The sequence below is a fragment of the Cognatundibacterium aquatile genome (assembly GCF_014699135.1).
Classification (GTDB): Bacteria; Pseudomonadota; Gammaproteobacteria; order Burkholderiales; family Burkholderiaceae_D; genus Undibacterium; species Undibacterium aquatile.
In genome coordinates this window covers 815600-840409 of the sequence record NZ_JACOFT010000001.1, presented here as the reverse complement: position 1 = coordinate 840409, position 24810 = coordinate 815600, and the positions used below count along the sequence as shown (strand labels likewise).

Annotated in this window: 24 protein-coding genes and 1 tRNA gene; 12 read left to right on the top strand and 13 right to left on the bottom strand. The window is 51.4% G+C overall.

Annotation, left to right across the window (positions count from 1 at the left end; all coding sequences use genetic code 11):
- The first annotated feature begins 18 nt into the window (after positions 1-18).
- A complete protein-coding gene (locus tag H8K26_RS03795) occupies positions 19-837 on the top strand; it encodes a fumarylacetoacetate hydrolase family protein (protein ID WP_190477407.1) in 819 nt (272 codons plus the stop codon).
- Between the two features lie 51 nt (positions 838-888).
- On the opposite strand, the gene trmB is transcribed toward H8K26_RS03795, so the two are convergent.
- Together trmB and H8K26_RS03785 are read right to left on the bottom strand one after the other, a co-directional pair.
- A complete protein-coding gene (trmB, locus tag H8K26_RS03790) occupies positions 889-1605 on the bottom strand; it encodes a tRNA (guanosine(46)-N7)-methyltransferase TrmB (protein WP_190477405.1) in 717 nt (238 codons plus the stop codon).
- A 25-nt stretch (positions 1606-1630) separates the two neighbouring features.
- Positions 1631-1704: transfer RNA gene (locus H8K26_RS03785), tRNA-Gly, on the bottom strand.
- Positions 1705-1942: 238 nt separating this feature from the next.
- Between H8K26_RS03785 and H8K26_RS03780 the strand changes: the two genes are divergently transcribed.
- A complete protein-coding gene (locus H8K26_RS03780; RefSeq protein WP_186884965.1) occupies positions 1943-2386 on the top strand; it encodes a thioesterase family protein in 444 nt (147 codons plus the stop codon).
- Positions 2387-2447: 61 nt separating this feature from the next.
- Positions 2448-2804, top strand: a complete 357-nt coding sequence (locus H8K26_RS03775) for a DUF1304 domain-containing protein (RefSeq protein WP_190477403.1) — start codon at positions 2448-2450, stop codon at positions 2802-2804.
- A 65-nt stretch (positions 2805-2869) separates the two neighbouring features.
- On the opposite strand, the gene H8K26_RS03770 is transcribed toward H8K26_RS03775, so the two are convergent.
- Both H8K26_RS03770 and H8K26_RS03765 read right to left on the bottom strand, forming a co-directional pair.
- On the bottom strand, positions 2870-3979 hold the full coding sequence (locus H8K26_RS03770; RefSeq protein WP_190477402.1) for a phospholipase A: 1110 nt from the start codon (positions 3977-3979) through the stop codon (positions 2870-2872).
- 52 nt (positions 3980-4031) lie between these two features.
- Positions 4032-4775, bottom strand: coding sequence for an LOG family protein (locus H8K26_RS03765; protein WP_186896424.1), 744 nt, complete (start codon positions 4773-4775; stop codon positions 4032-4034).
- On the opposite strand from H8K26_RS03765, the gene polA reads away from it, so the two are divergent.
- The 3 genes from polA (at position 4776) to H8K26_RS03750 (ending at position 11012) form a co-directional block, all read left to right on the top strand.
- Positions 4776-7556: a DNA polymerase I gene (gene polA / locus H8K26_RS03760; RefSeq protein WP_190477400.1), complete on the top strand. Its 2781-nt coding sequence runs from the start codon at positions 4776-4778 to the stop codon at positions 7554-7556.
- Between the two features lie 707 nt (positions 7557-8263).
- Positions 8264-9955, top strand: coding sequence for a methyl-accepting chemotaxis protein (locus H8K26_RS03755; protein WP_190477397.1), 1692 nt, complete (start codon positions 8264-8266; stop codon positions 9953-9955).
- 271 nt (positions 9956-10226) lie between these two features.
- Entirely contained in the window at positions 10227-11012 is a 786-nt protein-coding gene (locus H8K26_RS03750; RefSeq protein ID WP_190477395.1) for a substrate-binding periplasmic protein, read from the top strand.
- Positions 11013-11100: 88 nt separating this feature from the next.
- On the opposite strand, the gene corA is transcribed toward H8K26_RS03750, so the two are convergent.
- From corA to mpl, 9 genes are all read right to left on the bottom strand, one after another.
- Positions 11101-12075 carry a magnesium/cobalt transporter CorA gene (corA, locus tag H8K26_RS03745; RefSeq protein WP_186884826.1) on the bottom strand — a complete coding sequence of 325 codons (975 nt, stop codon included), beginning with the start codon at positions 12073-12075 and terminating at the stop codon, positions 11101-11103.
- Between the two features lie 176 nt (positions 12076-12251).
- On the bottom strand, positions 12252-12713 hold the full coding sequence (locus H8K26_RS03740; RefSeq protein WP_190477393.1) for a hypothetical protein: 462 nt from the start codon (positions 12711-12713) through the stop codon (positions 12252-12254).
- Positions 12710-13405: a monofunctional biosynthetic peptidoglycan transglycosylase gene (gene mtgA, locus H8K26_RS03735; protein ID WP_186896419.1), complete on the bottom strand. Its 696-nt coding sequence runs from the start codon at positions 13403-13405 to the stop codon at positions 12710-12712. The genes H8K26_RS03740 and mtgA overlap by 4 nt, the downstream gene beginning before the upstream one ends.
- Complete coding sequence (gene aroE / locus H8K26_RS03730) at positions 13405-14259, bottom strand: shikimate dehydrogenase (protein ID WP_190477392.1); 855 nt, start codon at positions 14257-14259, stop codon at positions 13405-13407. Before aroE ends, mtgA begins: the two co-directional genes overlap by 1 nt.
- A complete protein-coding gene (locus tag H8K26_RS03725; protein WP_186884964.1) occupies positions 14256-15149 on the bottom strand; it encodes a TonB family protein in 894 nt (297 codons plus the stop codon). The genes aroE and H8K26_RS03725 overlap by 4 nt, the downstream gene beginning before the upstream one ends.
- 35 nt (positions 15150-15184) lie before the next feature.
- Positions 15185-17293: a ribonuclease catalytic domain-containing protein gene (locus H8K26_RS03720; protein WP_190477390.1), complete on the bottom strand. Its 2109-nt coding sequence runs from the start codon at positions 17291-17293 to the stop codon at positions 15185-15187.
- 147 nt (positions 17294-17440) lie between these two features.
- Positions 17441-18061, bottom strand: coding sequence for a chorismate--pyruvate lyase family protein (locus tag H8K26_RS03715; RefSeq protein WP_317889237.1), 621 nt, complete (start codon positions 18059-18061; stop codon positions 17441-17443).
- Between the two features lie 2 nt (positions 18062-18063).
- Positions 18064-18645 carry a YqiA/YcfP family alpha/beta fold hydrolase gene (locus H8K26_RS03710; RefSeq protein WP_186896416.1) on the bottom strand — a complete coding sequence of 194 codons (582 nt, stop codon included), beginning with the start codon at positions 18643-18645 and terminating at the stop codon, positions 18064-18066.
- Complete coding sequence (mpl, locus tag H8K26_RS03705; protein WP_190477389.1) at positions 18642-20036, bottom strand: UDP-N-acetylmuramate:L-alanyl-gamma-D-glutamyl-meso-diaminopimelate ligase; 1395 nt, start codon at positions 20034-20036, stop codon at positions 18642-18644. Before mpl ends, H8K26_RS03710 begins: the two co-directional genes overlap by 4 nt.
- Positions 20037-20129: 93 nt before the next feature.
- Between mpl and H8K26_RS03700 the strand changes: the two genes are divergently transcribed.
- The 6 genes from H8K26_RS03700 (at position 20130) to prmA (ending at position 24808) form a co-directional block, all read left to right on the top strand.
- On the top strand, positions 20130-20753 hold the full coding sequence (locus tag H8K26_RS03700) for a hypothetical protein (RefSeq protein ID WP_190477388.1): 624 nt from the start codon (positions 20130-20132) through the stop codon (positions 20751-20753).
- Positions 20750-21292, top strand: a complete 543-nt coding sequence (locus H8K26_RS03695) for a TlpA family protein disulfide reductase (RefSeq protein ID WP_190477387.1) — start codon at positions 20750-20752, stop codon at positions 21290-21292. The genes H8K26_RS03700 and H8K26_RS03695 overlap by 4 nt, the downstream gene beginning before the upstream one ends.
- A gap of 72 nt (positions 21293-21364) precedes the next feature.
- Positions 21365-21802: a type II 3-dehydroquinate dehydratase gene (aroQ, locus tag H8K26_RS03690; protein WP_186884817.1), complete on the top strand. Its 438-nt coding sequence runs from the start codon at positions 21365-21367 to the stop codon at positions 21800-21802.
- Between the two features lie 145 nt (positions 21803-21947).
- Complete coding sequence (gene accB, locus H8K26_RS03685) at positions 21948-22406, top strand: acetyl-CoA carboxylase biotin carboxyl carrier protein (protein ID WP_190477386.1); 459 nt, start codon at positions 21948-21950, stop codon at positions 22404-22406.
- 65 nt (positions 22407-22471) lie between these two features.
- On the top strand, positions 22472-23839 hold the full coding sequence (accC, locus tag H8K26_RS03680; RefSeq protein ID WP_186884815.1) for an acetyl-CoA carboxylase biotin carboxylase subunit: 1368 nt from the start codon (positions 22472-22474) through the stop codon (positions 23837-23839).
- A gap of 57 nt (positions 23840-23896) precedes the next feature.
- Complete coding sequence (gene prmA, locus H8K26_RS03675; RefSeq protein ID WP_190477385.1) at positions 23897-24808, top strand: 50S ribosomal protein L11 methyltransferase; 912 nt, start codon at positions 23897-23899, stop codon at positions 24806-24808.
- The last annotated feature ends 2 nt before the right edge of the window (positions 24809-24810 follow it).

Sequence of the window (24810 nt, the reverse complement as noted above, 5' to 3'; positions counted from 1 at the left end):
ACAATGGAGCATCTGGACATGCCCTCTTTTCACTCGAATCAACAGCAGCGCTTTTCTGAAGCGGCAGCTATCCTGCTCCAACGCAGGCGTAATGGCAACAAAGGCGAACGATTACCAGAGTCCTGCCGCCCGCAAAATCTGGATCAGGCACTGGCGATACAAGCAGAAGTAAGCGCGCAATCTGGTGACAAAATAGCAGCATGGAAATGCGGAATGCCGGGTGCAAATACGGTCGTACTCGCACCGATTTATGCCAACACCGTTTTTCAAGAAACGGATACCTGCGAAGTCTGGGGCGATCAGCCATGCGCACGCATAGAGCCAGAACTGGCCTTTATTCTCGGACGTGATTTACCGGCTCGCACAGAGTCTTATACGGTTGCCGAAATCGATGCGGCTATCCGGGAAACGCGACTGGCGCTGGAATTGATAGGCACGCGTTACAGCAATCCCGACGCTGCTACTTTTGCCGAACATCTTGCCGATGGATTGTTTAATCAGGGCTTATATCTTGGCCCGGTGATTCATACAAACATTCACACCGACATTCATACCGACGATGCGGCAAACTTACAAACGATGCCGATAAAGATCAGTTGCGCCGGACATACGCCACAACAATTTTCTGGTGTGCATCCGGCAGGTAACCCGCGTGCGCCGCTGTATTGGCTGGTGGAGTTTTTGCGCAACCGTGGTCAGGGCTTGCAGGCAGGTCAGGCCATTATTACCGGCTCTTATGCCGGCAGCCCCGATGTTCCGTTGCATGAAGATATCAGCGTCAGTTTCGGGCAGCTCGGTGAATTGCATGTGCGTTTTATCAGTAAAACGCCAGCATAAAAAAAGGCAGCTCAGATTAACTGGCTGCCATTATTTAAGCTACTGCTGATATTATTTTTTTAGGAACACCAGATCCCATACGCCATGCCCTAAACGCAGACCACGGTTTTCAAATTTGGTCACCGGACGATAGTCAGGACGCGGCGCATAGCCATCTGCCGTATTTTCCAGCGCAGGCTCAGCACTCAACACCTCAAGCATCTGCACGGCGTATTCTTCCCAGTCAGTCGCACAATGCAGATAACCACCAGACGCCAATCGTGACGCCAATAATTGCACCAATGGTCCCTGTATCAGGCGGCGCTTATTGTGACGCGCCTTGTGCCACGGATCGGGAAAGAACACATGCACACCATGCAAAGACTCTGGCGCAATCATATTGGTTAACACTTCGAATGCATCATGCTGAATAATGCGCTGGTTTTGCAAGCCCATCTCATCGGTCAGTTTCAGCAGACTGCCGACGCCCGGCGTGTGTACTTCAACGCCGATGAAATTTTTCTCAGGCATGCTGGCAGAAATCTTGGCACTGGTTTCACCCATGCCAAAACCAATTTCAAATACCGTCGGCGCATGACGGCCAAAAGCCGCGTCAATATCAAGTAGCTCTTTTTTATACGGAATACAAAAACGCGGCCCCAGAGTTTCAATCGCACGCGCCTGCGCATCAGACAAACGTCCTGCGCGGGTCACAAAGCTGCGGATGCGGCGCTCAGTAGGGTCATAAAACAGCGGTTTGCTGCTGTCAGCAGGCTTGGAATCAGGCATACGGGAAATCAAAGGAAGAATTTACTGGAGCGGGTGAAGGGAATCGAACCCTCGTATGAAGCTTGGGAAGCTGCCGTTCTACCATTGAACTACACCCGCGAAATCGCCATTTTACGCGGGTTTGACTATCCTTGGCAAACCGCCAGCCGCCTGGCTGACGGTCACGGAATCCGGAATGATGAATGCAAGCGATGTCTTGTCGTCACCGCAGCAGGTTCCGATTTCGTGCGTTAAAACCTGCTGGCGGCTTGGATAGTCAACTTAGGAAGCCGTCCAAGATCGCCTCAGAACGGCTAAACGGCTACAATCAGACTTTATGTCTTTTTCCAGAATTCCCATGGCTCGCCTGCAATTGCATTTCCCTGAAGACCAGTATTACTACTCCACTCAGCTCACCGTTCGCGTTACTGATATCAATGGTGCCAATCATCTCGGTAACGATTCCATGATCTCGATGATTTCTGAAGCGCGTGCCCGTTTCTTGTTTGAGTTCGGCATCCGGGAAACGGCTCAGGATGGTATCGGCATTATCGTCACAGACTTGGCGACAACCTATAAAGCCGAGGGACATGCGCGAGACCAGTTGCTGTTTGAAGTCGGCGTGATGGATTTTAATAAATACGGCGGCGACATTACTTTCCGCATCAGCCGCCCGGCAGATCAGGCGCAGGTCGCAATGGCAAAATCAGGTTTTGTATTTTTTAATTACCAGTTGGGAAAAGTCGTTCCTATGCCGGAAGAGTTTAAAAACAAATTTAATCGCGTTAACTGGCTGGACTGATGCTCAAAAATGCAAGATCCGTTATGATCATCACAATTAATAATATAAAAGGAGCATCTGCATGTCTTTAATCGGAAACATCATCGTTGGGCTGGTTGCGTTATTACATGTCTACATTCTGATACTGGAAATGTTTTTATGGGAAAAACCAGCGGGACTGAAAGCCTTCAGGCAAACCAAAGAATCCGCCGCTGCCACCAAAGTGCTGGCAGCAAATCAGGGTTTGTATAATGGATTTCTCGCCGCTGGCTTATTCTGGGGACTCAGCCTCGGCAGCGCCGGACATGATGTGAAGGTGTTTTTTCTTGCTTGCGTTCTGCTTGCCGGTTTGTACGGTGCGGCAACCGCCAGCAAGAAAATTCTCTACATCCAGGCATTGCCCGCCTTGCTCGGTCTGATACTGCTGAATGTAGCCTGAACCTGCAGTTTCGTTATTCATCTCCAAAAAAGCCCGTCAGTTATCAACGACGGGCTCTTTTTTTATCAACGCCACTCGACCAGGGAAATACCGAGGCCAAACCTGTTCTGGCGGAAATTGTAATCAATCAGACTTTCGCCATAACCACTGAATATCTGAGCATATCCATGCAAACCAGCAACCAGCGGAAATGCCCATTCCAGCTGAACGGAACCACGGGATTCTTTCCCAGAACGCAAACTATGCCGCCCCTGAAAAGTAAAAATATGCTCGCCGGTTTTGCGGGTCAATAACAACTCACCCCGTCCAATATAATTTTCAATGCCGGGATTATCATCTGCACCAGCCGTCTCCTTGATGCGCCACCAGGGACGCAGACTGAGGCTCCAATCGCCACGCTCAGCGGCGACTTCACCAATCACACGATTCCAGCTGCGGGATAAAGGCAGGGAGCGGCCATTTGACTGGTGATTTAAACTGACCGATGCCATGCGTCCATGCCAGCCCATGACTTCAAACGGTGTGGAAAAAACCGCCATCAGTTCAGGCTCATAATTCGTTTCGCGGAATGGTCGCGACAAATCGTCGTTGTACACCTGCCAGCGTGAGGATTGCGTATAGCCGCCCCAGATCGTCGCGCGGTCGCCAAATAAACCGTCAATAATCTTGGACTTAAAACTCAACTGGAATTTTGCTTCGGCAGGGCTCAGTCCCATCGCATCGGACTGATGCCCCGGAGTTGGCGAGAATGGCGCTTTGTTGATCCGGCTACTGTAGGTCGCTGGCAAGATGTACACAGGTTTATACAAACGCGGTAAAAACCGTGGATTTTTATTCGACGGATCAAGATCCCAGCGCTCGGTCAATCCATCGACCCGCTCGCTCAGAAACGAGCGCGGCGCCTCACCTTCTGCAACAACGGCAACCGGTGCAATAGGTGAAACGACGGTTTCCGCTGTCATTGCAGGTGCAAGATTAACGGCATTTGCACCCGCCACACTCTTATTCCTGTTATGCAATTGATCGTAACAGGCGAGTCGTTCTGCATCGTTTGCCAACTCAACGCAATTACTCTGTGCGGCAGCATTCAGACATGGTGCCATCAGCAACAGCGCGCTCATCGGCCATATCTTCTGACGCGATTTATTTAATTTATTCGATTTATTCTGTTTCATTGCATTTTTTCTTGTCTGGCATCATCGCTGACGGATATTTCCTACACTGTGATTACAAGTACAACATGCGTTGCCGTTCGTCTTCAGAAGGCTCGATATCGCGTGCTTCGTAGAAGGCAAAAATTGCATCGACAATATTTGCGGGCTCATCAATCAGATGCACCAGATTCAGATCCGACGGCGCAATCATGCCATTGCCCGCCATCTGTACCCTGATCCATTCCAGTAAGCCGCTCCAGAAACTGGTGCCCACCAGAATCACGGGTATATGCCGCGTCTTTCCAGTTTGTATCAGTGTCAGGACTTCGCTGACTTCATCCATCGTGCCAAAGCCGCCGGGAAACACGACATACGCATCGGCATATTTAACAAACGCGACTTTACGTGCAAAAAAATGGCGGAAACTCAGGCTGATGTTTTGCCACGGATTCGTACGCTGCTCATGTGGCAATTCGATATTCAGTCCCACCGAGGGCGAGGCACCTTCATAGGCGCCTTTGTTCGCGGCTTCCATAATACCGGGGCCGCCGCCGGAAATAACTGCAAAGCCCTGATCTGACAAACGGCGGGAAAGGTCAACACAGAGCTGATAGTATTTGTCATCCGGTTTGGTTCTGGCTGAACCAAAAATAGTCACCGCCGGGCGTATCGTCGAAAGGCGCTCGGTGGACTCGATAAACTCTGCCATAATCGTGAACATATGCCACGATTCACGCGCTTTTAAGGCGGTTGCCTTATCTCTGTCGATAATCTGGCGCAACCTCGTTACATCTTTTCTGTTTCCGTTTCCGTTCATATGCAAAATACCCTGTTATTAGTCGATGGCTCAAGTTATCTGTACCGAGCCTTTCACGCCATGCCCGATCTGCGCAATCCGCAAGGAGAGCCAACCGGCGCCATCTACGGCATGATCAACATGCTACGCCGTTTGCGCAGTGATTATCCGGCAGCATACATGGCATGTGTATTTGATGCAAAAGGCAAAACTTTCCGTGACGATTTGTATCCCGAATACAAAGCACAGCGTGCCGCCATGCCTGATGATTTGCGCCTGCAGATAGAACCGATACACGAAGCCGTCAAAGCCATGGGCTGGCCTATCCTGATGGTCGAAGGCGTCGAAGCCGATGACGTGATCGGCACACTCGCTGTCGAGGCAACGGCACGCGGCCTCAATACCATCGTTTCTACCGGTGACAAAGATCTTGCTCAGTTGGTGAATCCCCACGTCACCCTGATCAACACCATGAGCAACGAAAAGCTTGACGAAGCAGGTGTGCTGACAAAATTCGGCGTACCGCCTGAGCGTATCATCGATTATCTGACGCTGATCGGCGATACCGTCGATAACGTTCCCGGCGTGACCAAATGCGGCCCCAAAACAGCGGTCAAATGGCTGGCCGAATATGACAGTCTGGATGGCGTGATCGCTAATGCTGACAAGATCAAAGGTGTGGTCGGCGATAACCTGCGTGCGGCATTAGACTGGTTGCCGCAGGGTCGCGTGCTGATCACCGTCAAAACGGATTGCGATTTATCAGCACATCATATTTCTATCGATGAATCGCTGGTCGCAAAAGAAGAAAGCAAAGAAGCGATGCTCGCGTTCTACAAACGCTATGGTTTTAAAACCTGGCTACGCGAATTATCCGGCGATGCAACGGCGGGCGCGACGCCGTTAAGTTCAATAGCAAAAGCCACTGCTGGTTCAGGTAATACGCCGGCACAGGCAGGCTTATTCAATGACGACGGCGCAATACCTGCAACCGTTATCAGCAATTACGAAACTGTGCTAACCGAAGCCCAGCTTGATGCCTGGATCGCACGGATCAATGCTGCCAGCCTGACCGCGGTCGATACCGAAACAACCTCGCTCGAACCGATGACAGCACAGCTGGTCGGGATTTCTCTGTGCTGCGAAGCAGGTCATGCCTGCTATATCCCGGTGGCGCATCAATATGCAGATGCACCGGCACAACTGTCGCGCGCATCGGTATTGGAAAAACTCAGGCCGTGGCTGGAAGATGACAGCAAAGCCAAGGTCGGGCAAAACCTGAAATACGATACGCATATTTTTGCGAATCATGGCGTCGCGCTGCGCGGTATCGTCCATGACACCCTGCTCGAATCTTACGTCTTTGAGTCGCATAAATCGCATAACATGGACAGCCTCGCGCTGCGCCATCTCGGTAAAAAAACTATCAGCTTTGAAGACGTCTGCGGCAAAGGTGCGGCGCAAATCTGTTTCGATCAGGTCGAGCTGCAACGGGCGACAGACTATGCCGCGGAAGATGCTGATATCACACTGCAATTGCATCTGGCGATGTGGCCAGAAATCGAAACTGACGCCAGCTTGCAACGCGTTTATCACGACATAGAATTGCCGACTTCGGTTGTATTGCAAAAGATAGAACGCAACGGCGTCCTGATCAATAAAGACTTGCTCAATGCTCAGTCAAATGAAATCGGCAAACGCTTGCTGGAGCTGGAACAAAACGCCTACGAACTCGCTGAACAACCGTTCAATCTGAATTCCCCCAAACAACTCGGTGAGATTTTCTTTGGCAAACTGGGCTTGCCCGTCGTAAAAAAAACACCCTCCGGTGCGCCGTCGACGGATGAAGAAGTTTTACAAAAACTTGCGGAAGATTACCCGCTGCCCAAAGTATTGCTGGAATATCGCGGCCTCGCAAAACTCAAATCGACTTACACCGACAAACTGCCGAAAATGGTCAATGCGCAGACGGGTCGCGTGCATACCAACTATGCGCAGGCCGTTGCCGTGACTGGTCGGCTGGCATCGAATGATCCTAATCTGCAGAACATTCCGGTGCGCACGGCAGAAGGCCGGCGTATCCGCGAAGCCTTTGTCGCCGCACCTGAGCATGTGATTATTTCCGCTGATTATTCGCAAATCGAATTACGCATCATGGCGCATATTTCCGGTGATGCCAGCTTACTGAAAGCCTTTGCCGATGGCGAAGACGTGCATAAAGCCACCGCCGCTGAAATTTTTGGTGTTGCGCTTGATGATGTCACGAGTGAGCAACGACGCTACGCGAAAGTGATTAATTTCGGTCTGATCTACGGCATGAGCGCGTTTGGCCTCGCCAGCAATCTCGGCATAGAACGTGCGGCGGCACAAAGCTATATCGACAAATATTTTCAGCGCTATCCCGGCGTTGCGCAATACATGGCCGATACCCGCACCAAAGCCAAGGCACACGGCTATGTCGAAACCGTGTTCGGACGGCGACTGTGGCTGGCAGAAATCAACAGCCCGAATGGCCCGCGTCGTCAGGGCGCCGAACGTGCAGCGATCAATGCGCCTATGCAAGGCACTGCTGCCGACCTGATTAAACTCGCCATGATTGCAGTGCAAAACTGGCTGGAAAACGATCACTTGCAATCAAAGATGATCATGCAAGTCCACGATGAACTGGTGCTCGAAGTACCGGAATCTGAACTCGAACTGGTACGCAAAAAATTGCCAGAACTGATGGCGAATGTGGCGCAGCTGCACGTTCCTTTGCTGGCAGAAGTCGGTATAGGAAAAAACTGGGAAGAAGCACATTAAAGTGCATTAATTTCCGCGACACCTCCGTTATATATGCGGCTGCTGGCAGCGTTTCGTGCCAGCAGCCGCATATATATTCAACATAGCCAACGATAATAGTTGCCCATAATTGCCGACCATTGATACTGCGTCTGGTGCGAACGCATTGTTTACCTCAAGTCACCGACAGCACGCCCATTTTTGTCTGATTAGCGTCATACGTTAAGCCCTTCGTTTACCGTGAAACGTTAATTAAAGTTAAGTCAGTCAGTCCTTTTTGCAGCAAATAAGATCCGTTCCTGCCTGTAAAACAGCCAGATTGGCGCTGATCACACCCATCCTCTTGCAACTGCATTTAATTTTGCACGTCAATAGCGACGCAATAAATTTGCGACGTATCCACTGAGCAACTTCCCTTTTACCGGCAAAAAATTTACTTATTGTCAGCTATATTTTCTTGGCGTAGAGTCGAAAAGGAGCAATTTTTGATCGCTGAAAATGTTCCGCACTCTGACATTCTGAGTGTTTTTTTTAATGCATATCACCTGCTTAGGTACTCTGATTTTTGACATTAACCTGTAAGTCACATCGTTCTTTTTTATCAAATACGCAGAGTGATATTGAATGTTTCAATGCGTCTCAAGCTGTACAACGCAGTACTGAGAATTTATGTTGAACCAAACAGGATGCGGAGATTCCAGCCGCTCAGATCATGAAAGAGGAATACCATGCGTTTAAATATGCCTGTCAGTCAGAATGAACATCCGATCAGTGATACAGAATCAATTGTCTCGACCACCGACTTACAAGGAAACATTACTTACGCCAATCCTTATTTCATTGAAGTCAGTGGTTTTACAACAGATGAGCTGATAGGTGCACCACAAAATATTGTTCGTCACCCTGACATGCCAGTTGAAGCCTTTGCTGACTTATGGAGCACAGTCAAATCCGGCTTACCATGGACCGGTATCGTAAAGAATCGCTGCAAAAATGGCGACTATTACTGGGTCTGTGCGAATGTCACACCGGTGATTGAGGATGGTAAGCCAGTCGGCTATATGTCGGTACGTACCAAGCCATCGCCCCGACAAATCAGTGACGCAAAAAAATTGTATGCAGAACTGAAAAACGGCAACCCGAATAATATCCGCCTGCATCAGGGTGGCGCTCGCAGTAATAATTTTATTGCCCGGTTACGTTCTCGTTTCAGGTTCTCCATCAATCATCACCTCGCTCTGACCGCGGCTCTGATGGTCACTTCTTTTGTTTTTACGCTGATCTGCAATTTTGTGGCGATAAACCCGGCGACTGAAAGTCAATGGCTGACAGGGCTGCTGTTTCTGTCCACTTTCAGCGCGCTGTCATCGTGGTACAACTTTCACCGGGCCGTCACGATTCCCAGCCGACGGGCGCTGGAAGCCTGCAAAATTATGGCGGGCGGCGACCTGACCGGCGAAATCAATACCAGCCGTACCGATGATCTGGGACAGGTGTTACGAATGCTGAGACAGTTACGAATTAACCTGCACTCTATCGTCGGTGATGTCCTCAAGAATGCAGAAAAAATAGGGCTGGCAACCAAAGAGATTGCGGCGGGCAACCTGGACTTATCCAGCAGAACTGAATCGCAGGCATCCTCGCTTGAAGAAACCGCCGCCAGTATGGAGCAGTTTGCATCCACTGTATCGCAAAACTCTGACAATGCAACACAAGCCAGCACCATGGCGAACGAGGCCTTACATATCGCTGGCAGTGGTGGAAAAATTTCTGATCAGATGGTCGCGACGATGGATGACATCAGCCATTCCTCCAAACGCATGATAGAAATTACAGGCATCATCGAAGGTATCGCGTTTCAAACGAATATTCTGGCGTTAAATGCTGCGGTCGAGGCTGCCCGCGCAGGCGAACAGGGACGCGGCTTCGCCGTCGTGGCGTCAGAAGTGCGTAATCTGGCGCAACGCAGCGCATCTGCATCAAAAGAAATCAAAGAACTGATTGATGAATCCATGCAAAAAATTCAGACAGGTTCATCGCTCACCAGTAATGTCGGCGGTGCCATGCGGGAAATTATCACCACAACGGAAAAAGTAACGAGCGTCATGGGAGAAATTGCCTCAGCCTCACAAGAGCAACGTGCAGGCATATTGCAAGTCAATGATGCGGTTACGCTGATGGATGAGGTGACACAGCAAAACGCCGCATTGGTAGAAGAAGCGGCAGCCGCAGCAGCGAGCCTGGAAACCCAGACCACAACGCTGGTGAGCGCATTATCAGTTTTCAAGCTGACTCATCGTTCGTCGCAGACATCAGCAAAACACGTGTCATATGCTCAGCAATCACGCACAAAAGCAGTACCGCGTTCCACATCTGTGAAAAATCGTCAACCTGTTGCGCAGATAGAACAGCTAAGCTGAGCACCGCCTCCCCTGGAAAACCCGCGTATCAGGACTAATCTGCCGTGGGTTTTCTTTTTTTCTGGTGTAACAGCATGCGTCATCTCTCAAAATAACTTACGGACGCCATGATCGTCACTACTTAAGACGCAAACGACATCGACCATCGACGCTTTGAATTGTGAAAAAATGCAGAGAGCAGGAAAAGTGAAAATCAGGTCTATGTAATTCCGTCAAAATACGTCAATATGATGATCAATAGCGATCAATATTTATCTCCAACCATATCTGCATGACGATCCGTAGTACAAGCAACATCACTGTGCGTTTTTTGCGTTTGCTGCTGTTGTTCGTTTTTATCACTGGCAACAGCCTGGCGACTGCGAGGGCTGAAACGATCACATTGATTGGTGAGGATGACTGGTACCCATACTCCGGGCTAAAAGATGGCAGGATTCGCGGCTTTGCCGCCGACATCATTGAAGCCGCGTATGCCGCTGCTGGTATTCAGGTCAAATTTACATCGGCGCCCTATTCACGTTGCCTGATGCTGGCACAAACTGGTCAAGCACTCGGCTGCTTCGACAGCTTGCAAGATGCCAAACTTGCGTCGCTGTTTATCTTTCACAAAGAGCCCATATTCAAAGCTGTCATCGGAATTTATGCCAGAGAAAACGATAAGCTGCCAGCCATAACCAGACTGGATCTACGCGGACATCAGGTTGGCGTCACCCACGGTTATACCTACGGCAGCGACATCGAGAATGATGCTGGAATAATCCGGGAAACCGCACCGTCTGACCTGTCAAATTTACGTAAATTATTACGCGGAAGGTCGGATTATTCACTGGTCTATACCAGAGTTGCCGATCACCTCCGCGTCACTCATCCGCAAGAATTTCAGGGGAAAATTAAGCAGGTCGGTGTTGCGCTGGAAGACAAGCTGTTTGTCAGCTTTTCAAAGTCCTGGCCGGGTGCCGCCCGCTACGCACAGTTACTCGACAGTGGCTTGGTTACGATCAGGGCAAACGGAACGTACGCAAAGATAGAACAACGGTGGCAAACGCCACCGCCCTGACCCCGATGCTGAAGCGGATATTGATGTGATATTTTGATCCCGCCTATGCGCGTTCAGAGGACAGAGCTGCGCTGCTATACCACAGCTTTTATTTTAACCAGCCGCGACGACGGAAATACCAGAACGGTGTGATCGCTGATGCCAGCATCAGCAGCAGAGCGAATGGATAGCCAAGCTCCCAGTCCAGTTCCGGAAACCAGCCTTTGAAGTTCATGCCGTAAATACTGGCAATCAGCGTCGGCGGCAGGAAAGCCACACTGGCGACCGAGAATATCTTGATGATCTTATTCTGATTGATATTGATAAAACCAACGGTGGCATCCATCAGGAAGTTGATTTTATCGAACAGAAATGAGGTGTGACCATCGAGGGATTCGATATCGCGCAAAATCTGGCGCGCTTCCTCAAACTGATCTGCATTCAGCAACCGGCCACGCATCAGAAAACTGACTGCACGGCGCGTATCCATCATATTACGGCGGATACGACCATTCAGATCTTCCTCTTGTGCGATCGAATTCAGTGCCGCAGCGGCGTCCTGATCGCTGAAATCTTTTTGCAGCACAGCGCGGCTGACATCTTCCAGATTTTGATAAATACCTTCCAGCGCATCCGCCGAATACTCGGCATCGGTCGCATACAAATCCAGCAGTACATCTTTGTAATCGTTAATAGAACCAGGGCGTGAACGGGCACGCATGCGGACCAGACGGAACACCGGCAAATCGGTATTGTGTACAGAAAAGAGAATATCGCGCGCCAGAATAAACGCGACTGTCACCGTGCGTGCTGGCTCATCGTCTTCGTTTTCATCGATCAGAAAATCGGTGCGTAAATGCAGATCACCACTATCAGCTTCGTAATAACGTGCAGACGCTTCAATATCTTTGACTTCGTCTTCGCCCGGCAAAGTCACGCCGTAGATACTTTTGACCCACTCGCGTTCTTCTTCATTCGGGTCTGTCAGATCGACCCACACCGGCAAGGTATTTTCGAGATCGGCACGATTTTCGATATTAATCTGACTCAGCCGTCCATTGTGTAAAACGAAAACATTAATCATGGGCAATTCCGGTAAAACCTGCTAAGGGTGGGGCCGGGCGGGCAGTGCACTGATCGCTATAGTTGCGGTAAATTGCTGCAAGACCCGGCCTGACTTAAAATTTCTATGTTCGCGTACATCCTGCGAACAGCGCGCAAACAATAAAAAATATGCGCTCTACATTTGCGCGGCGACGGTCAGCGCTGTGCCTTTTGCAAGGCTTTTTCCAATGCTTTCAATCGCAAGTCTTGCTCCGCATTGCTGGCAGACGCTTCCTCAACCGGCGGTGGAGGTTTGACGAATCCCTTAGCATCATTGAGCTTGATATTTTTACTGGTCGGATTACTGTCAAGACAGGCGGTATCTGAATAAACGGTTTTGCCATCGATGGTACAACGACGCACACCGGATTCAACCGTGGCGGCCTGGCGGACACCGCTGCTATTTTGACCCGGTAAACTAAGTTCCTGTATGCCCGTAACATTTTTCAATTCATTACCAATCACGTTCGCCGACTTCCCCCATTTCGACCAGACATCCTGCATCGGTAAATGTCCGTAACGTATCGTGTATAAAAAGCCCATCGATACTAAGCCCAGTAACATAAACAAAACAGAAATCCAGATCAGACTCAGACCGCGTTGTCGTTGTAAATTCATGGTACCTCCGCGTAATTCATACGTTTTAAAATTAACTCAGTCCTTCTCTGCAAATAGCCGGACCCCTGATTTTTATCAAAGTAACGGGGCTTCGGCAGCATCACCGCTAAACGCGCCGCTTGTGCTGCCCCCAGATTTGCCGCACTGGTGCGGTAATAATGCTGGGCTGCTGCTTCGGCACCAAATACACCAACGCCCCACTCGACCGAATTCAGATAAATCTCTAATATCCGGCGCTTACTCATGCAGGCTTCGAGCATGTAAGTAATGACCAGCTCCTGTCCTTTGCGCAGATAACTACGCTGACCAGATAAGAACAAATTTTTTGCGAGTTGCTGCGTGATCGTGGAACCGCCGGAAACCACCTTGCCCTTTTTCTGATTCTTTTCGTAGGCCTTTTGCATGGCTTCCCAATCGACACCTTCATGATCCACAAAAGTATCATCTTCCGAGGCAATCACCGCGCGTTTCAGATGCGTGGAAATGCGGTTATACGGCACCCATTTATGCTGTAACTGCGCATCCGGATTTTTCTCCTGCAACACGCTGAGTTGCTGGCGCATGAAACTGGTGGAAGAAGGATTGAAATTAATCCACCAGCAAATCTGCAACAGAAAATACGCTTGCAGCAAAATCACCAGCAACAGCGGCACCGCAACCAGCCAGAACAACAATCGGCGGAATAATTTCATTACGCCTCCGCAGTGACATTCAATGCTTGTCGCAAATCAGCCAGCACCGTTAATGTGTCCGGCCGCACTCCGCGCCAGATAAAAAAAGCTTCCGCCGCCTGCTCTACCAACATGCCAAGGCCATCGCGACATTGCGCGCCGTGCGCTGCTGCGAAACGCAAAAATGCCGTTGGCTGCGCGGCATACATCAGATCGTAAGCCAGCGTTCCGGTATCAAACAAGCTGCCCGCCAGTGGCGGCACATCGTCATGCAAACTGGCAGAAGTCGCATTGATGATCACATCGAAATGGCCTTCAACATCGGTAAAAGTCCGGGCAAAAACCGGAATCTGAGGCAGATATTGTTGTGCCAGTTGCTGCAGCTCATGCGCCTTCGATAAGGTGCGGTTGGCGATCACCAGTTCTGCCGGCAATTGCTCCAGCAAAGGTAATAAGCTACCGCGAGCCGCGCCACCTGCACCGAGCAAGAGAACGCGCTTGCCCTGCAGAGATACGCCTGCATTACGCACGATGTCGGTCACCAGTCCGATGCCGTCCGTGTTGTCACCCAAAATTTTTTCGCCATCAAAGCGCAAAGTATTGACGGCACCTGCGGCAGCGGCACGGGTCGTTAATTCAGTTGCCAATGCGCAGGCGTCCAGCTTGAATGGCACGGTTACGTTCGCACCTTTGCCACCCTGTTGCCGGAACGTCTGCACACTGGCAGCAAAGCCATCCAGCGGTGCCAGCAAACGCTGATAGTCCAGCGCCTGGGCAGTCTGCGTTGCAAATGCTGCGTGGATATACGGCGACTTGCTGTGCGCAACAGGATTGCCGATCACGACATAGCGATCTGGCGTTGCGGTGTGACTCATTTTTTACCTCCGCGCAATTCTGTTTCTAACTGCTGATCACGCGTGAATTTGAAGCGGGTGATGACCACCCATAAATCGTCTTTATCGTCCGAGCGCATGTTTTGCGGGAACTTGCCAAACGGTGCCGCACTGCGCACGATACGCAATGCGGCTTTATCGAGCGCCTTATTGCCAGACGATTTTTCTATGCGCGGGCCGCCTTCTTTTTCATAAATGGTGCCATCCTGAAAAATCGGGATATACACAATCAATTCACCGTAGAGTTTCTTCCCTTCTTTTTGCGGGAAATTCAGGGTGCCGAAATCTTCTATGCGCTTTTGCAATTCCTTGTAATACATCGCATAGCCAACCTTTTGCGTACTGGGTGTGATGAAGGTTTTACGCGGACGTTTATTCTGATCTTCGATGGTCTGTGAAATCTCTGCTGCCATCCGGGCTAACGCTTTGCTGGTATCGAGATCGTCGCTGCCTTTATTCGGCGTACGGCTGTCATCGAGGCGACGTTTTTCTTGCTGCGGCAAGCGGAAATTTTCTTTACGTTTAGCCTGATCAAGCAATTGCTGTTGCTGCTGTTCCAGCTCTTCTATGCGTTTGGTGGCGGTACGGATATTGTCGCCATCTTCGCTTCTGTTCATATCCGGCAACGGCGATTTACTGCGGCCGCTGTCATGGGCACCGCCGCCGTCAAGATCGGCTTGTGCCAGCGCATCTGCTTTCAACGGCTTGCGGTCGTGTTTGGAATTCACCAGTATCACTTCCAGCCCGGGGTCTGCGGCCTGCGTTTCTGCAGGCTTAGGTGCGACGAAATGAACCAGCAGCAATGCCGCATGAACGACCACGGAAATGGTAACCGCAATCGTGAGTATCAAATTATCAAACACGGATTTCATGGGCATGCTATCTGTCTTTTCTGTCGCGCTATTCATTACTCGGCTTGTGGCTGAATGTTGTCACTATCACTGCTGTTGTTGCTACTACTGTCTGCATCTGACACGGCTTCCTGATTGCCGTTTGCAGCGCTACCGTCATCCGGCAATGCATCAACCGCATGTTCCAGTGCATTTTCAAGTTCGGCATCCATTTCAGCTTCGAGCACTTCATCTTCACCGATCTCTGTCACGGTTCCCAGCACTTCAAGTATGCGCGCCTCAACGCTGAGATCGACTTCATCCCAACGCAAAATATCGAGTCGGACTTGCGCGCCACGCGCAGTCTGCGGCATACCTGGCAAGCGGATCACCAGCGGAATCTCAACCAGACGCAGAATCTCGTCTTTCAACACCACCGCATCGACCTGACGCGCCTGTTCCTGCTCCAGCCAACGCAGGCACCAGTAACGTTCCATATTGGTCTGGAAATCGTTGTACGCAGAATACGCTGCATCAAAGCCGGAAACGATCGCAAATAAATCGGCATCTTTCGGTTTGAACGGTGCCACCAGCGGCGCAGTCACACCGTGTTGTACGCAAGCGATGATCTGCCACTGGTTCACCAGATCCGTGTAACGGCGCAATGGTGATGTACTCCATGCATACTGATCCACGCCCAAGCCCTGATGCGGTGCCGCGTGCGTCAGCATACGGACTTGCATGCGGCCAGCCCAGCCGCCCTGACCACGGCCACCCGCCACGCCCTGCGCGCGATAAATGCCGGGGATGCCGTGATCCGCCATCAATTTACCCCAGGTGCTGTTAGCGAAAATCATCAGCTCCGCCACCATCTTATCGAGCGGTGCGCCGCGTTTGCGACGGACAATACTGACGACATCGTCTTCGACATAAAAATTGAAATCGACGCGATTGGTTTGTTCCGGCTTCATGCCGAAACTTTCACGCTTCGCCATACGTCCCTGTTCCAGCACCAGCGCCCATTTCCAGATCTGCGCAATCTCGGCTTTATGCGGATAGTCACCCGCATCGTTCGCCAGATTTTCTTCGGTCACCAGCGCATCGAGATCGTTATGCCGCAAATTCGACGCCATCGGTACCGCTTCAACTTTAGTTTCCGTACTGATGACGGCCCAGTCGGCAGTATCCAGCGTCGCGTACAGCGACAATGCTGGCCGTGTTTGCCCGGCACCAAGCGTGTAGGTATCAACCAGCTCATCTGGCAACATGGTGATTTTGTCGCCCGGCATATACACCGTCGACATGCGCGCGCGCGCCAGCTGATCAATCGCGTCGCCGCGTGCCACGCCTAAGGCCGGTGCGGCAATGTGGATACCGACGCGCAACTTGCCGTCACCCAGATCAACGACGGAAAACGCATCGTCAATTTCAGTCGTCGTCACGTCATCGATAGAAAATGCCTGTACATCGGCGACCGGTAAATCGGTCGGTAAGGCCGGTATCGTAATCGCCGGAAAGCCCAGACCTTTGGGGAAATGCTCGAAATAAAATTTCGCCAGATGCAGCTCTTTCGGGCTGCGGATGCCACCGGTCGCCAGCATCAGGCGTGAGGCCGACATTTGCAGTGCATCGCAAGCCTCTGCCAGCGCTTTGTATTCGATCGTGTTTTTATCGGGCTTGAACAGGAGCTGCAAAGCGAGTGGTTTCATCGTTTCCGGCAAACGATGCTGCTTCAGCTCTTCCACGTAGCCAGCTTGTATCAGCAATTGCTGTTTTTTCTTTTCGATACCGGCGAGTGCGGCTTTCAGTGATGCTTCCGGCGCAGCCTTGTAACGGCCACGGCCTTTTTTGTAGAAATACACCGGTGCCGAATGCAATGCAAAAATCAGGCTGGCTGCTTCCACTGGCTGCGGTGCATGGCCAAAATATTCAGCGCCGAGTTCAGCAAAGCCGAACTCTTCCTGACCAGCGACTTCCCATAAAAATTCGAGGTCAATATCTGCCGCGGCTGCGCGTGCCTGCTCTATCAGCGTGACCGGATCAGGCGCCGCGAATTGCAACAGCACATCCTTGGCTTTGATTTTGCTGCGTTTACCGCTCGCCAGTTCGACCTGATAGGCCTCGCCTGCCTGCGACATCATGCTGCCCGCTTTAAAATCGCCCGATTCTTCAAAAAATAAATTCATGCAAGACTTCTTTTCTTCATTTTTACGTCTGTATTTTTATCAATCGGGGGGAGTATCTTGTATTTTCAGCCTAATGTCTTTGTATTTAAAAGGCTTTTAAAAATACTCCCCCCAGTATATTTTTCCGGTTTTTCCCCGTTTTCAGCGTCAGCGTCGCTTGCGCACTGTTTCCGGCAGCTTGTGCGGCAATGTCAGCACAGCGGGCAAAAACACCTCAGTCACCAGCAGGCAGGCACCTTTGCGCCAGAATAAGGAGCGTCGCGCCGTCAGACTGCGTTCTGCCGACAGCCGCGGCAATGCCCGCACGATGCGACGCATCAGCGGGTGCGTCTGATGCAAGCGGGCATACGATAATGTGCCGCGCACCACCTGCGGATCATTAAACAAGGTGCTGCCTAAAGAACGCTCTCCCAACCCCTGAAACAAAGGCCATTGCGTCGCCGTTGCACTCAGCGGCACCACGGTGTGACCGTAAATCATTGCTTCGCCATCGCAGCGCAATATCACTTCGCGCTCATGCACCTGACGCCGTTGCGCTAATCCGATCACAGCGTACTCATCCGGCAGACACAGCGCCTTGTGCTGCGACAAACGCTGCACCCGGAATTGCGTACAACGTGCAGTCAGTCTGGCCGTCAGCGAATCGCGGTTGGTCAGCCAGTCCTGCATCGCCGGCCGCCGGTCGATGGTGTTGATATGCTCAACCCAGTGCGCCATTGCCGCATGGCGGAATGCGGGAATCAGAGCGCTTCCTCCAGCATCACGCACGGTCAGACCTCATCATCACAAAAAGCCATGACCAGACCGAGGTAATCTGCGAACTCCGCAATGCCGTGGTCGCTGCCTTCGATGATTTTCTGTTTTGCTCCCGGATAATGCGCAACCATTTCGCGCCAGTCGAGTACTTCATCGCCGGTTGCTGCCAGCAAAAAATAACGTTCAGGCCGGGTAATTTTTTCGACTGCCAATGCCCGCAATTGCGCGACGTATTCCGCTTTGAACTCAAATACTTGGTCGCTGTGATAATACGTCGTCACACCGACATAACTTTCCAGATCGCGTGGCGGTTTGACGGCAGGATTCAGCAGCAGGGCTTTGCAAGCATACTTTTCCGCCAGCCAGGTCGCATAGAAACCGCCTAACGAAGAACCTATCACCGTCAATTTTGCGCGTTGCGCCGGATCAGCTTTGGCAATGATGGCTTCCGCCTGCGCAATTGCCTCGGCAGGTGATGGCGACAGCGCCGGACAAAAAAATTCATCCGTGCGTCCCAGCTCCTGCATATGTTGCTGCATCACCCGCGCCTTATAAGACTGCGGGGAGGAACGAAAACCATGCAGGTAAACAATCATGCTGCCGCAACCTCAGCCTGCGCGCGGATTTTCAACGCATCGAGTAATTTCTGATGCACACCGCCGAAGCCACCATTACTCATGATCAGCACATAATCACCGGGCCGCGCCTGACGGACGATCGCTTCAACCAACTCGGGGATCACGGAAAAAGTCGCCAGCTTGTCACCCAGCGGTGCCAGTGTTTCTGCCAGATCCCAGCCAAGCGCATCTTTGCCTTCATGCGCGCCAAAACCAAATACCAGATCGGCTTCTGCCAGACTGCCGGGCAGCGCTTGCTTCATGGTACCGAGTTTCATCGTATTCGAACGGGGTTCGAGCACAGCCAGAATGCGGGCGTTACCAACTTTGCGGCGTAATCCGGCCACCGTCGTCGCCACTGCGGTCGGGTGATGGGCGAAATCATCGATCACGGTAATGCCGTTTTCGACGCCACGCACTTCCATGCGTCGTTTGACATTCACAAACTGCGCCAGCGCTTCAATCGCTATCTCCGGCTTCACACCGACATGACGGGCGGCAGCAATCGCGGCCAGGGCGTTCTGGCGATTATGTTCGCCATTCAGTTGCCATTGCACCGTACCCTGACATTCATCCTTGAAAAAGACCTCGAAATCTTCACCGTCTTTTAAGACGATGCGCCATTCCTGTTCGCTGCCGAAAAACTCTTTCTCGCTCCAGCAACCGCGTTGCAACACGCGTTGCAGCGATGCATTCTGGCCATTGACGATCAGACGCCCGACACCGGGCACTGTACGCACCAGATGGTGGAATTGCGTCTCTATCGCGCCGACATCGGGAAATATATCGGCGTGGTCATATTCAAGATTATTCAGAATCGCCGTCTTGGCGTGGTAATGCACGAATTTGCTGCGCTTATCAAAGAACGCGGTATCGTATTCATCTGCCTCAATCACGAAAAAATCTGAAGCGTGATTGCCTTGCAAACGCGCGGAAATGCCGAAATTCAAAGGCACACCACCGATCAGGAAACCCGGCGCGTAACCGGCATATTCGAGTATCCAGGTCAGCATTGCCGAGGTCGTGGTTTTACCGTGGGTCCCAGCTACCGCGAGTACCCACTTATGACGCAGGATATGATCGCCCATCCATTGCGGGCCGGAAACATAGGGCAAGCCGCGATTCAGAATTTCTTCCATCAGAGGATTGCCGCGCGACACCACGTTACCAACAACGTATAAATCCGGCTCCAGCGCGATTTGTTCGGCACCGAAGCCCTGCGTGAGCGTAATGCCCTGCGCTTCTAACTGCGTGCTCATCGGTGGATAAACGTTGGCATCACAGCCTGTCACGGTGTGTCCGGCTTCCTTTGCCAGCACAGCCAGCCCGCCCATGAACGTGCCGCAAATACCTAAGATATGAATGTGCATAATTTAACTAAATTTCAGAATCCCGCAATTCTACCTGACTGCGCCCGTGTTTCCCTATGCACAAAGGCGCAGATGTTAGGTTATGATGCCGCCATGATGATTCACACTCCCAACGAAGCCGAAGCCCTGCGGGCTGAAATCGCCATGCTGGCGGCACGCATGATCGCTGAAGACGGCGCAGACTATGCGACCGCCAAGCGCAAGGCTGCCAAACAGTTGCTGGGTAACCGCAAAATCAAGGGCGATGTCCTGCCAGACAATGCGCAGATCGAGCAGGAAGTCCGTGAATACAATGAACTCTTCTTTGGCGACACGCAGCCGCAAAGGCTGCTCCACTTAAGGCAACTGGCGGCAGAATTAATGGAAGAGCTGACGCGCTTTCATCCTTATCTGGTGGGCGCGGTACTAAATGGAACGGCGGGCAACCATACCGACATCTATCTGCATTTATATACAGACAATACCAAAGACGTCGCTATTTATCTGCTGAACAGGGATATTCAGTTTGAAGTCTCAGAGCATTTCAATAATCGCAATGAAAGCGTAGAAACCCTGAGTTTCCTGCATGAAAATGAGGGCGTACACCTCGTCTTGCATGACCATGATGCGATCCGTAACGGTGGTGGCAAGAGCCTGGAACGCGCCAATTTGCAGGCATTAAAAGCACTGATGCAGGAAACTGCGGATCAATCTGCCGGAAAGAAAGACCTGATATGAATAAACGATTTATCTCCATCGCCCTGCTTTGCGGCACATTATTCGGCGCGCTCGGTATTTACGCCGGAAATCTGAAGACAGCGCCCGAAACACCGCAAAGCGATGCCGTCAAACAATTAATGGCAAAGACTTTGCCAGACAGCAATGGTAAGCAACAAGCCTTAGCACAATGGAATCAACGCCTGCTGGTGGTGAATTTCTGGGCAACCTGGTGCGCCCCTTGCGTACAGGAAATGCCGGAATTATCGGAGTTGCAGCAGGAATTGAAAGGCAAGCCGGTACAAATCCTTGGCCTTGGCATAGACAGCCCCACCAATATCAGCGAATTCGCCAAAAAACTGAACGTCAGCTACCCGCTGTATGTGGCTGGACTCGATGGAAGCGAATTGTCGCGCCAACTCGGAAATAAGGCGGGCGGCCTGCCATTTACCGTCCTTATTTCCGCTGATGGCAAGGTGCTGAAAAGCTATCTGGGTCGCCTGAAGATGAATGAGCTGCGCGCCGATATCGCCAAATTTTCTGCGGAAAAGGCCAAGTAAGTTGATTTTTCCTTGCCAATTTGCTGTCATTAGCGGCAAAATGCGGCCATCTTCGTCAAATTGAATGTGACTATGGCGCGCAAACTATTGCTGCTGAATGGCCCCAATCTGAATTTACTAGGCACCCGCGAGCCTGCCGTTTATGGCTCGACCACGCTTGCCGACATTGAATCCGCGGCACAGGCACAAGCCGCCGCCGCTGGCGCTGAACTGATCAGCTTTCAAAGCAATCACGAAGGTGCGCTGATCGACAGAATACACGCCGCGCGCGCTGAAAAAGTCGATGCGATTGTCATTAATCCCGGTGGACTGACCCACACCAGCGTCGCCCTGAGGGATGCGCTGGCAGGCGTTGCCATCCCTTTCGTCGAAATTCACATCTCGAATATTCATCAGCGCGAGAGCTTCCGTCACCATTCTTTTCTGTCCGCCATCGCCAAAGGAGTGATTTGCGGCCTCGGTACCGACGGTTATCGACTGGCTATTGATTTTTCTCTAAAAAATATCTAATTTCGCTCTTCTTCGTGCATTTAACGAATATTTTCGTTTAATTTAATGTACAATCACTTTTTTTCCGGCATTGCAGGAACGTCAGAAACGTTCTATATTGCGCGCTCTCATTAATTCAGAACTACTTTTTTCTAGGGGATTCCACATGGATTTAAGAAAACTCAAAACCCTGATTGACCTCGTTGCAGAATCGGATATTGCCGAACTCGAAGTCACAGAAGGTGAAGGCAAAGTCCGTATCGTTAAATCTTCGGCATTACCTCAGAATCAAGTGGTCATGATGCAGCAGCCACAACAGCAACAGATGGCACCAAGTGCAGCGCCAGTTGCTGCCGCGCCAGTCGTCGCAGCGGCACCGGCTGTACCGGAAGGCAATATCGTGAAATCCCCGATGGTCGGTACTTTCTACCGCTCATCCGCTCCTGGCGCCGCACCTTTTGCAGATATCGGCAAAAGCGTCTCCAAAGGCGATACGCTGTGCATCATCGAAGCAATGAAATTGCTGAACGAAATCGAAAGTGACTTTGAAGGCACGATCAAGCAAATACTGGTGGAAAACGGCCAACCAGTTGAATTCGGCCAGCCTCTGTTCGTCATTGGCTAATTCCGGCAACGTGCCAGATGTCACTGCACTCATAGCAGCAACCATTGCCACAGCAAAGTTAAATCATGTTTGAAAAAATTCTTATCGCCAACCGTGGTGAAATCGCGCTCCGTATTCAGCGCGCCTGCCGCGAGATGGGCATTAAAACCGTGGTCGTGCATTCCGAAGCCGACCGCGAAGCAAAATACGTCAAACTCGCCGATGAATCTGTTTGTATCGGTCCTGCCGCTTCCAATTTAAGTTACCTCAGCATGCCAGCGATTATCAGTGCCGCTGAAGTGACTGATGCGCAGGCAATCCATCCGGGTTATGGCTTCTTGTCAGAGAATGCCGATTTTGCTGAACGCGTCGAGCAATCCGGTTTTGTTTTCATCGGCCCACGTGCCGAATCCATCCGTCTGATGGGCGATAAAGTATCGGCCAAGCACGCGATGATAGAAGCGGGCGTTCCCTGCGTTCCGGGCTCAGAAGGCGCCTTGCCTGATGATCCGAAAGCGATTGTGCAGACGGCCCGCAAAGTGGGTTATCCAGTCATCATCAAAGCAGCAGGCGGTGGTGGTGGACGCGGTATGCGCGTCGTGCACACAGAAGCCGCCTTGATTAATGCAGTGGCAATGACGAAAACCGAAGCTGGTGCTGCGTTCGGTAATCCTGAAGTGTATATGGAAAAATTCCTGGAAAATCCACGCCACGTGGAAATCCAGATTCTGGCCGATCAACATGGTAATGCGGTCTGGCTGGGTGAGCGCGATTGCTCCATGCAACGTCGCCATCAGAAAGTGATAGAAGAAGCGCCTGCACCTGGCATTCCACGCAAGATTATCGAAAAAATCGGCGACCGTTGCGCTGCTGCCTGCCGCAAGATCGGTTACCGTGGCGCTGGTACATTTGAATTTTTGTACGAAAACGGCGAGTTTTATTTCATCGAAATGAATACCCGTGTGCAGGTTGAACATCCGGTAACCGAAATGATTACTGGCGTGGATATCGTACAGGAACAAATCCGCATTGCATTCAATGAGAAGTTGCGCTTCAAACAAAGCGATATCACGCTCAAAGGCCATGCGATCGAGTGCCGTATCAATGCAGAAGACCCATTTAAATTCACACCATCACCAGGCCGCATCACGTCGTGGCACGCGCCGGGTGGCCCTGGTATCCGTGTTGATTCACATGCATATGCAGGCTACTTCGTGCCGCCTTATTATGATTCGATGATAGGCAAAGTCATTTCTTACGGTGAAACACGCGAACAAGCGATCCGCCGTATGCAAATTGCGCTGTCGGAAATGGTGGTGGAAGGCATACAGACCAATATTGCCCTGCATCGTGAACTGATGATTGATGCGCGCTTTATCGAGGGTGGCACCAATATTCATTACCTCGAACATAAACTGGCAGATATGCCGGATCTGGCAAAGAAAAATCAATAATCATCACCACGGATCTTGCGTTATGAAAATGGCGCAAGATCTTTTAGAAAGAGCAATATGGGTTGGATAGAAGTTGTTATCGAAGTGGCACGTGAACATGCGGAAGCATTATCAGACGCGTTGATGGATACTGGCGCATTGTCGGTTTCTGTCGAAGATGCGGACGAAGGCACTGCGAACGAAAAACCATTGTTTGGCGAACCGGGCATGGAGCCTGAAGAAGCCGCATGGGATCGCAGTCGTGTGGTCGCACTCACCGATACCGACAGTGATCATGCGGCGATAGTTGCCGCCGCAGCGCAATCCATCGGACTGCCTGCAACCCCGTCCTACACCACGCGCTCAGTGGAAGAACAAGACTGGGTGCGCTTGACGCAATCCCAGTTTGCGCCGATTCATATCGGCAAAAATATCTGGGTCGTCCCTAGCTGGCATGATGCGCCGGATGCCAATGCACTGATACTGGAACTCGATCCTGGGCTGGCATTCGGTACTGGCAGCCATCCGACAACACGACTGTGCATGGAATGGTTGGAAGCACATGCACCGGCAAACCTGACAGTGCTTGATTACGGCTGCGGCTCGGGCATTCTGGCGATGGTTGCAAGCAAACTCGGCGCTGGCAAAGTCATCGGCGTTGACATCGATCCGCAAGCGATAGAATCGGCGAATTTCAATGCCGAACGTAATCATTGCAACATCGAATTTGCGTTGCCCGAAAAATTTGGCACCGAACATCCATCAACTGAAAAATTCAATGTCGTCGTGGCGAATATTCTCTCCAGCCCGTTGAAACTGATGGCACCGATGCTGGCGGGACGCGTTGCAGCAGGCGGCTCACTGGTGTTGTCCGGCGTGCTCGCACGTCAGGCGGAAGAAGTGGCGGCAGCTTATGCTCCATTTATCCAACTCAGCGTCTGGGCAGAGCACGAAGGCTGGGTCGCGCTCTCAGGACAATTGCCAGGTTAATC

What these genes read in the sequence shown, in the direction of transcription:
- H8K26_RS03795 (WP_190477407.1), top strand. Translation starts at nt 19, where the DNA reads ATGCCCTCTTTTCACTCGAATCAACAGCAGCGCTTTTCTGAAGCGGCA.
- trmB (WP_190477405.1), bottom strand. Translation starts at nt 1,605, where the DNA reads ATGCCTGATTCCAAGCCTGCTGACAGCAGCAAACCGCTGTTTTATGAC.
- H8K26_RS03780 (WP_186884965.1), top strand. Translation starts at nt 1,943, where the DNA reads ATGGCTCGCCTGCAATTGCATTTCCCTGAAGACCAGTATTACTACTCC.
- H8K26_RS03775 (WP_190477403.1), top strand. Translation starts at nt 2,448, where the DNA reads ATGTCTTTAATCGGAAACATCATCGTTGGGCTGGTTGCGTTATTACAT.
- H8K26_RS03770 (WP_190477402.1), bottom strand. Translation starts at nt 3,979, where the DNA reads ATGAAACAGAATAAATCGAATAAATTAAATAAATCGCGTCAGAAGATA.
- H8K26_RS03765 (WP_186896424.1), bottom strand. Translation starts at nt 4,775, where the DNA reads ATGAACGGAAACGGAAACAGAAAAGATGTAACGAGGTTGCGCCAGATT.
- polA (WP_190477400.1), top strand. Translation starts at nt 4,776, where the DNA reads ATGCAAAATACCCTGTTATTAGTCGATGGCTCAAGTTATCTGTACCGA.
- H8K26_RS03755 (WP_190477397.1), top strand. Translation starts at nt 8,264, where the DNA reads ATGCGTTTAAATATGCCTGTCAGTCAGAATGAACATCCGATCAGTGAT.
- H8K26_RS03750 (WP_190477395.1), top strand. Translation starts at nt 10,227, where the DNA reads ATGACGATCCGTAGTACAAGCAACATCACTGTGCGTTTTTTGCGTTTG.
- corA (WP_186884826.1), bottom strand. Translation starts at nt 12,075, where the DNA reads ATGATTAATGTTTTCGTTTTACACAATGGACGGCTGAGTCAGATTAAT.
- H8K26_RS03740 (WP_190477393.1), bottom strand. Translation starts at nt 12,713, where the DNA reads ATGAATTTACAACGACAACGCGGTCTGAGTCTGATCTGGATTTCTGTT.
- mtgA (WP_186896419.1), bottom strand. Translation starts at nt 13,405, where the DNA reads ATGAAATTATTCCGCCGATTGTTGTTCTGGCTGGTTGCGGTGCCGCTG.
- aroE (WP_190477392.1), bottom strand. Translation starts at nt 14,259, where the DNA reads ATGAGTCACACCGCAACGCCAGATCGCTATGTCGTGATCGGCAATCCT.
- H8K26_RS03725 (WP_186884964.1), bottom strand. Translation starts at nt 15,149, where the DNA reads ATGAAATCCGTGTTTGATAATTTGATACTCACGATTGCGGTTACCATT.
- H8K26_RS03720 (WP_190477390.1), bottom strand. Translation starts at nt 17,293, where the DNA reads ATGAATTTATTTTTTGAAGAATCGGGCGATTTTAAAGCGGGCAGCATG.
- H8K26_RS03710 (WP_186896416.1), bottom strand. Translation starts at nt 18,645, where the DNA reads ATGATTGTTTACCTGCATGGTTTTCGTTCCTCCCCGCAGTCTTATAAG.
- mpl (WP_190477389.1), bottom strand. Translation starts at nt 20,036, where the DNA reads ATGCACATTCATATCTTAGGTATTTGCGGCACGTTCATGGGCGGGCTG.
- H8K26_RS03700 (WP_190477388.1), top strand. Translation starts at nt 20,130, where the DNA reads ATGATGATTCACACTCCCAACGAAGCCGAAGCCCTGCGGGCTGAAATC.
- H8K26_RS03695 (WP_190477387.1), top strand. Translation starts at nt 20,750, where the DNA reads ATGAATAAACGATTTATCTCCATCGCCCTGCTTTGCGGCACATTATTC.
- aroQ (WP_186884817.1), top strand. Translation starts at nt 21,365, where the DNA reads ATGGCGCGCAAACTATTGCTGCTGAATGGCCCCAATCTGAATTTACTA.
- accB (WP_190477386.1), top strand. Translation starts at nt 21,948, where the DNA reads ATGGATTTAAGAAAACTCAAAACCCTGATTGACCTCGTTGCAGAATCG.
- accC (WP_186884815.1), top strand. Translation starts at nt 22,472, where the DNA reads ATGTTTGAAAAAATTCTTATCGCCAACCGTGGTGAAATCGCGCTCCGT.
- prmA (WP_190477385.1), top strand. Translation starts at nt 23,897, where the DNA reads ATGGGTTGGATAGAAGTTGTTATCGAAGTGGCACGTGAACATGCGGAA.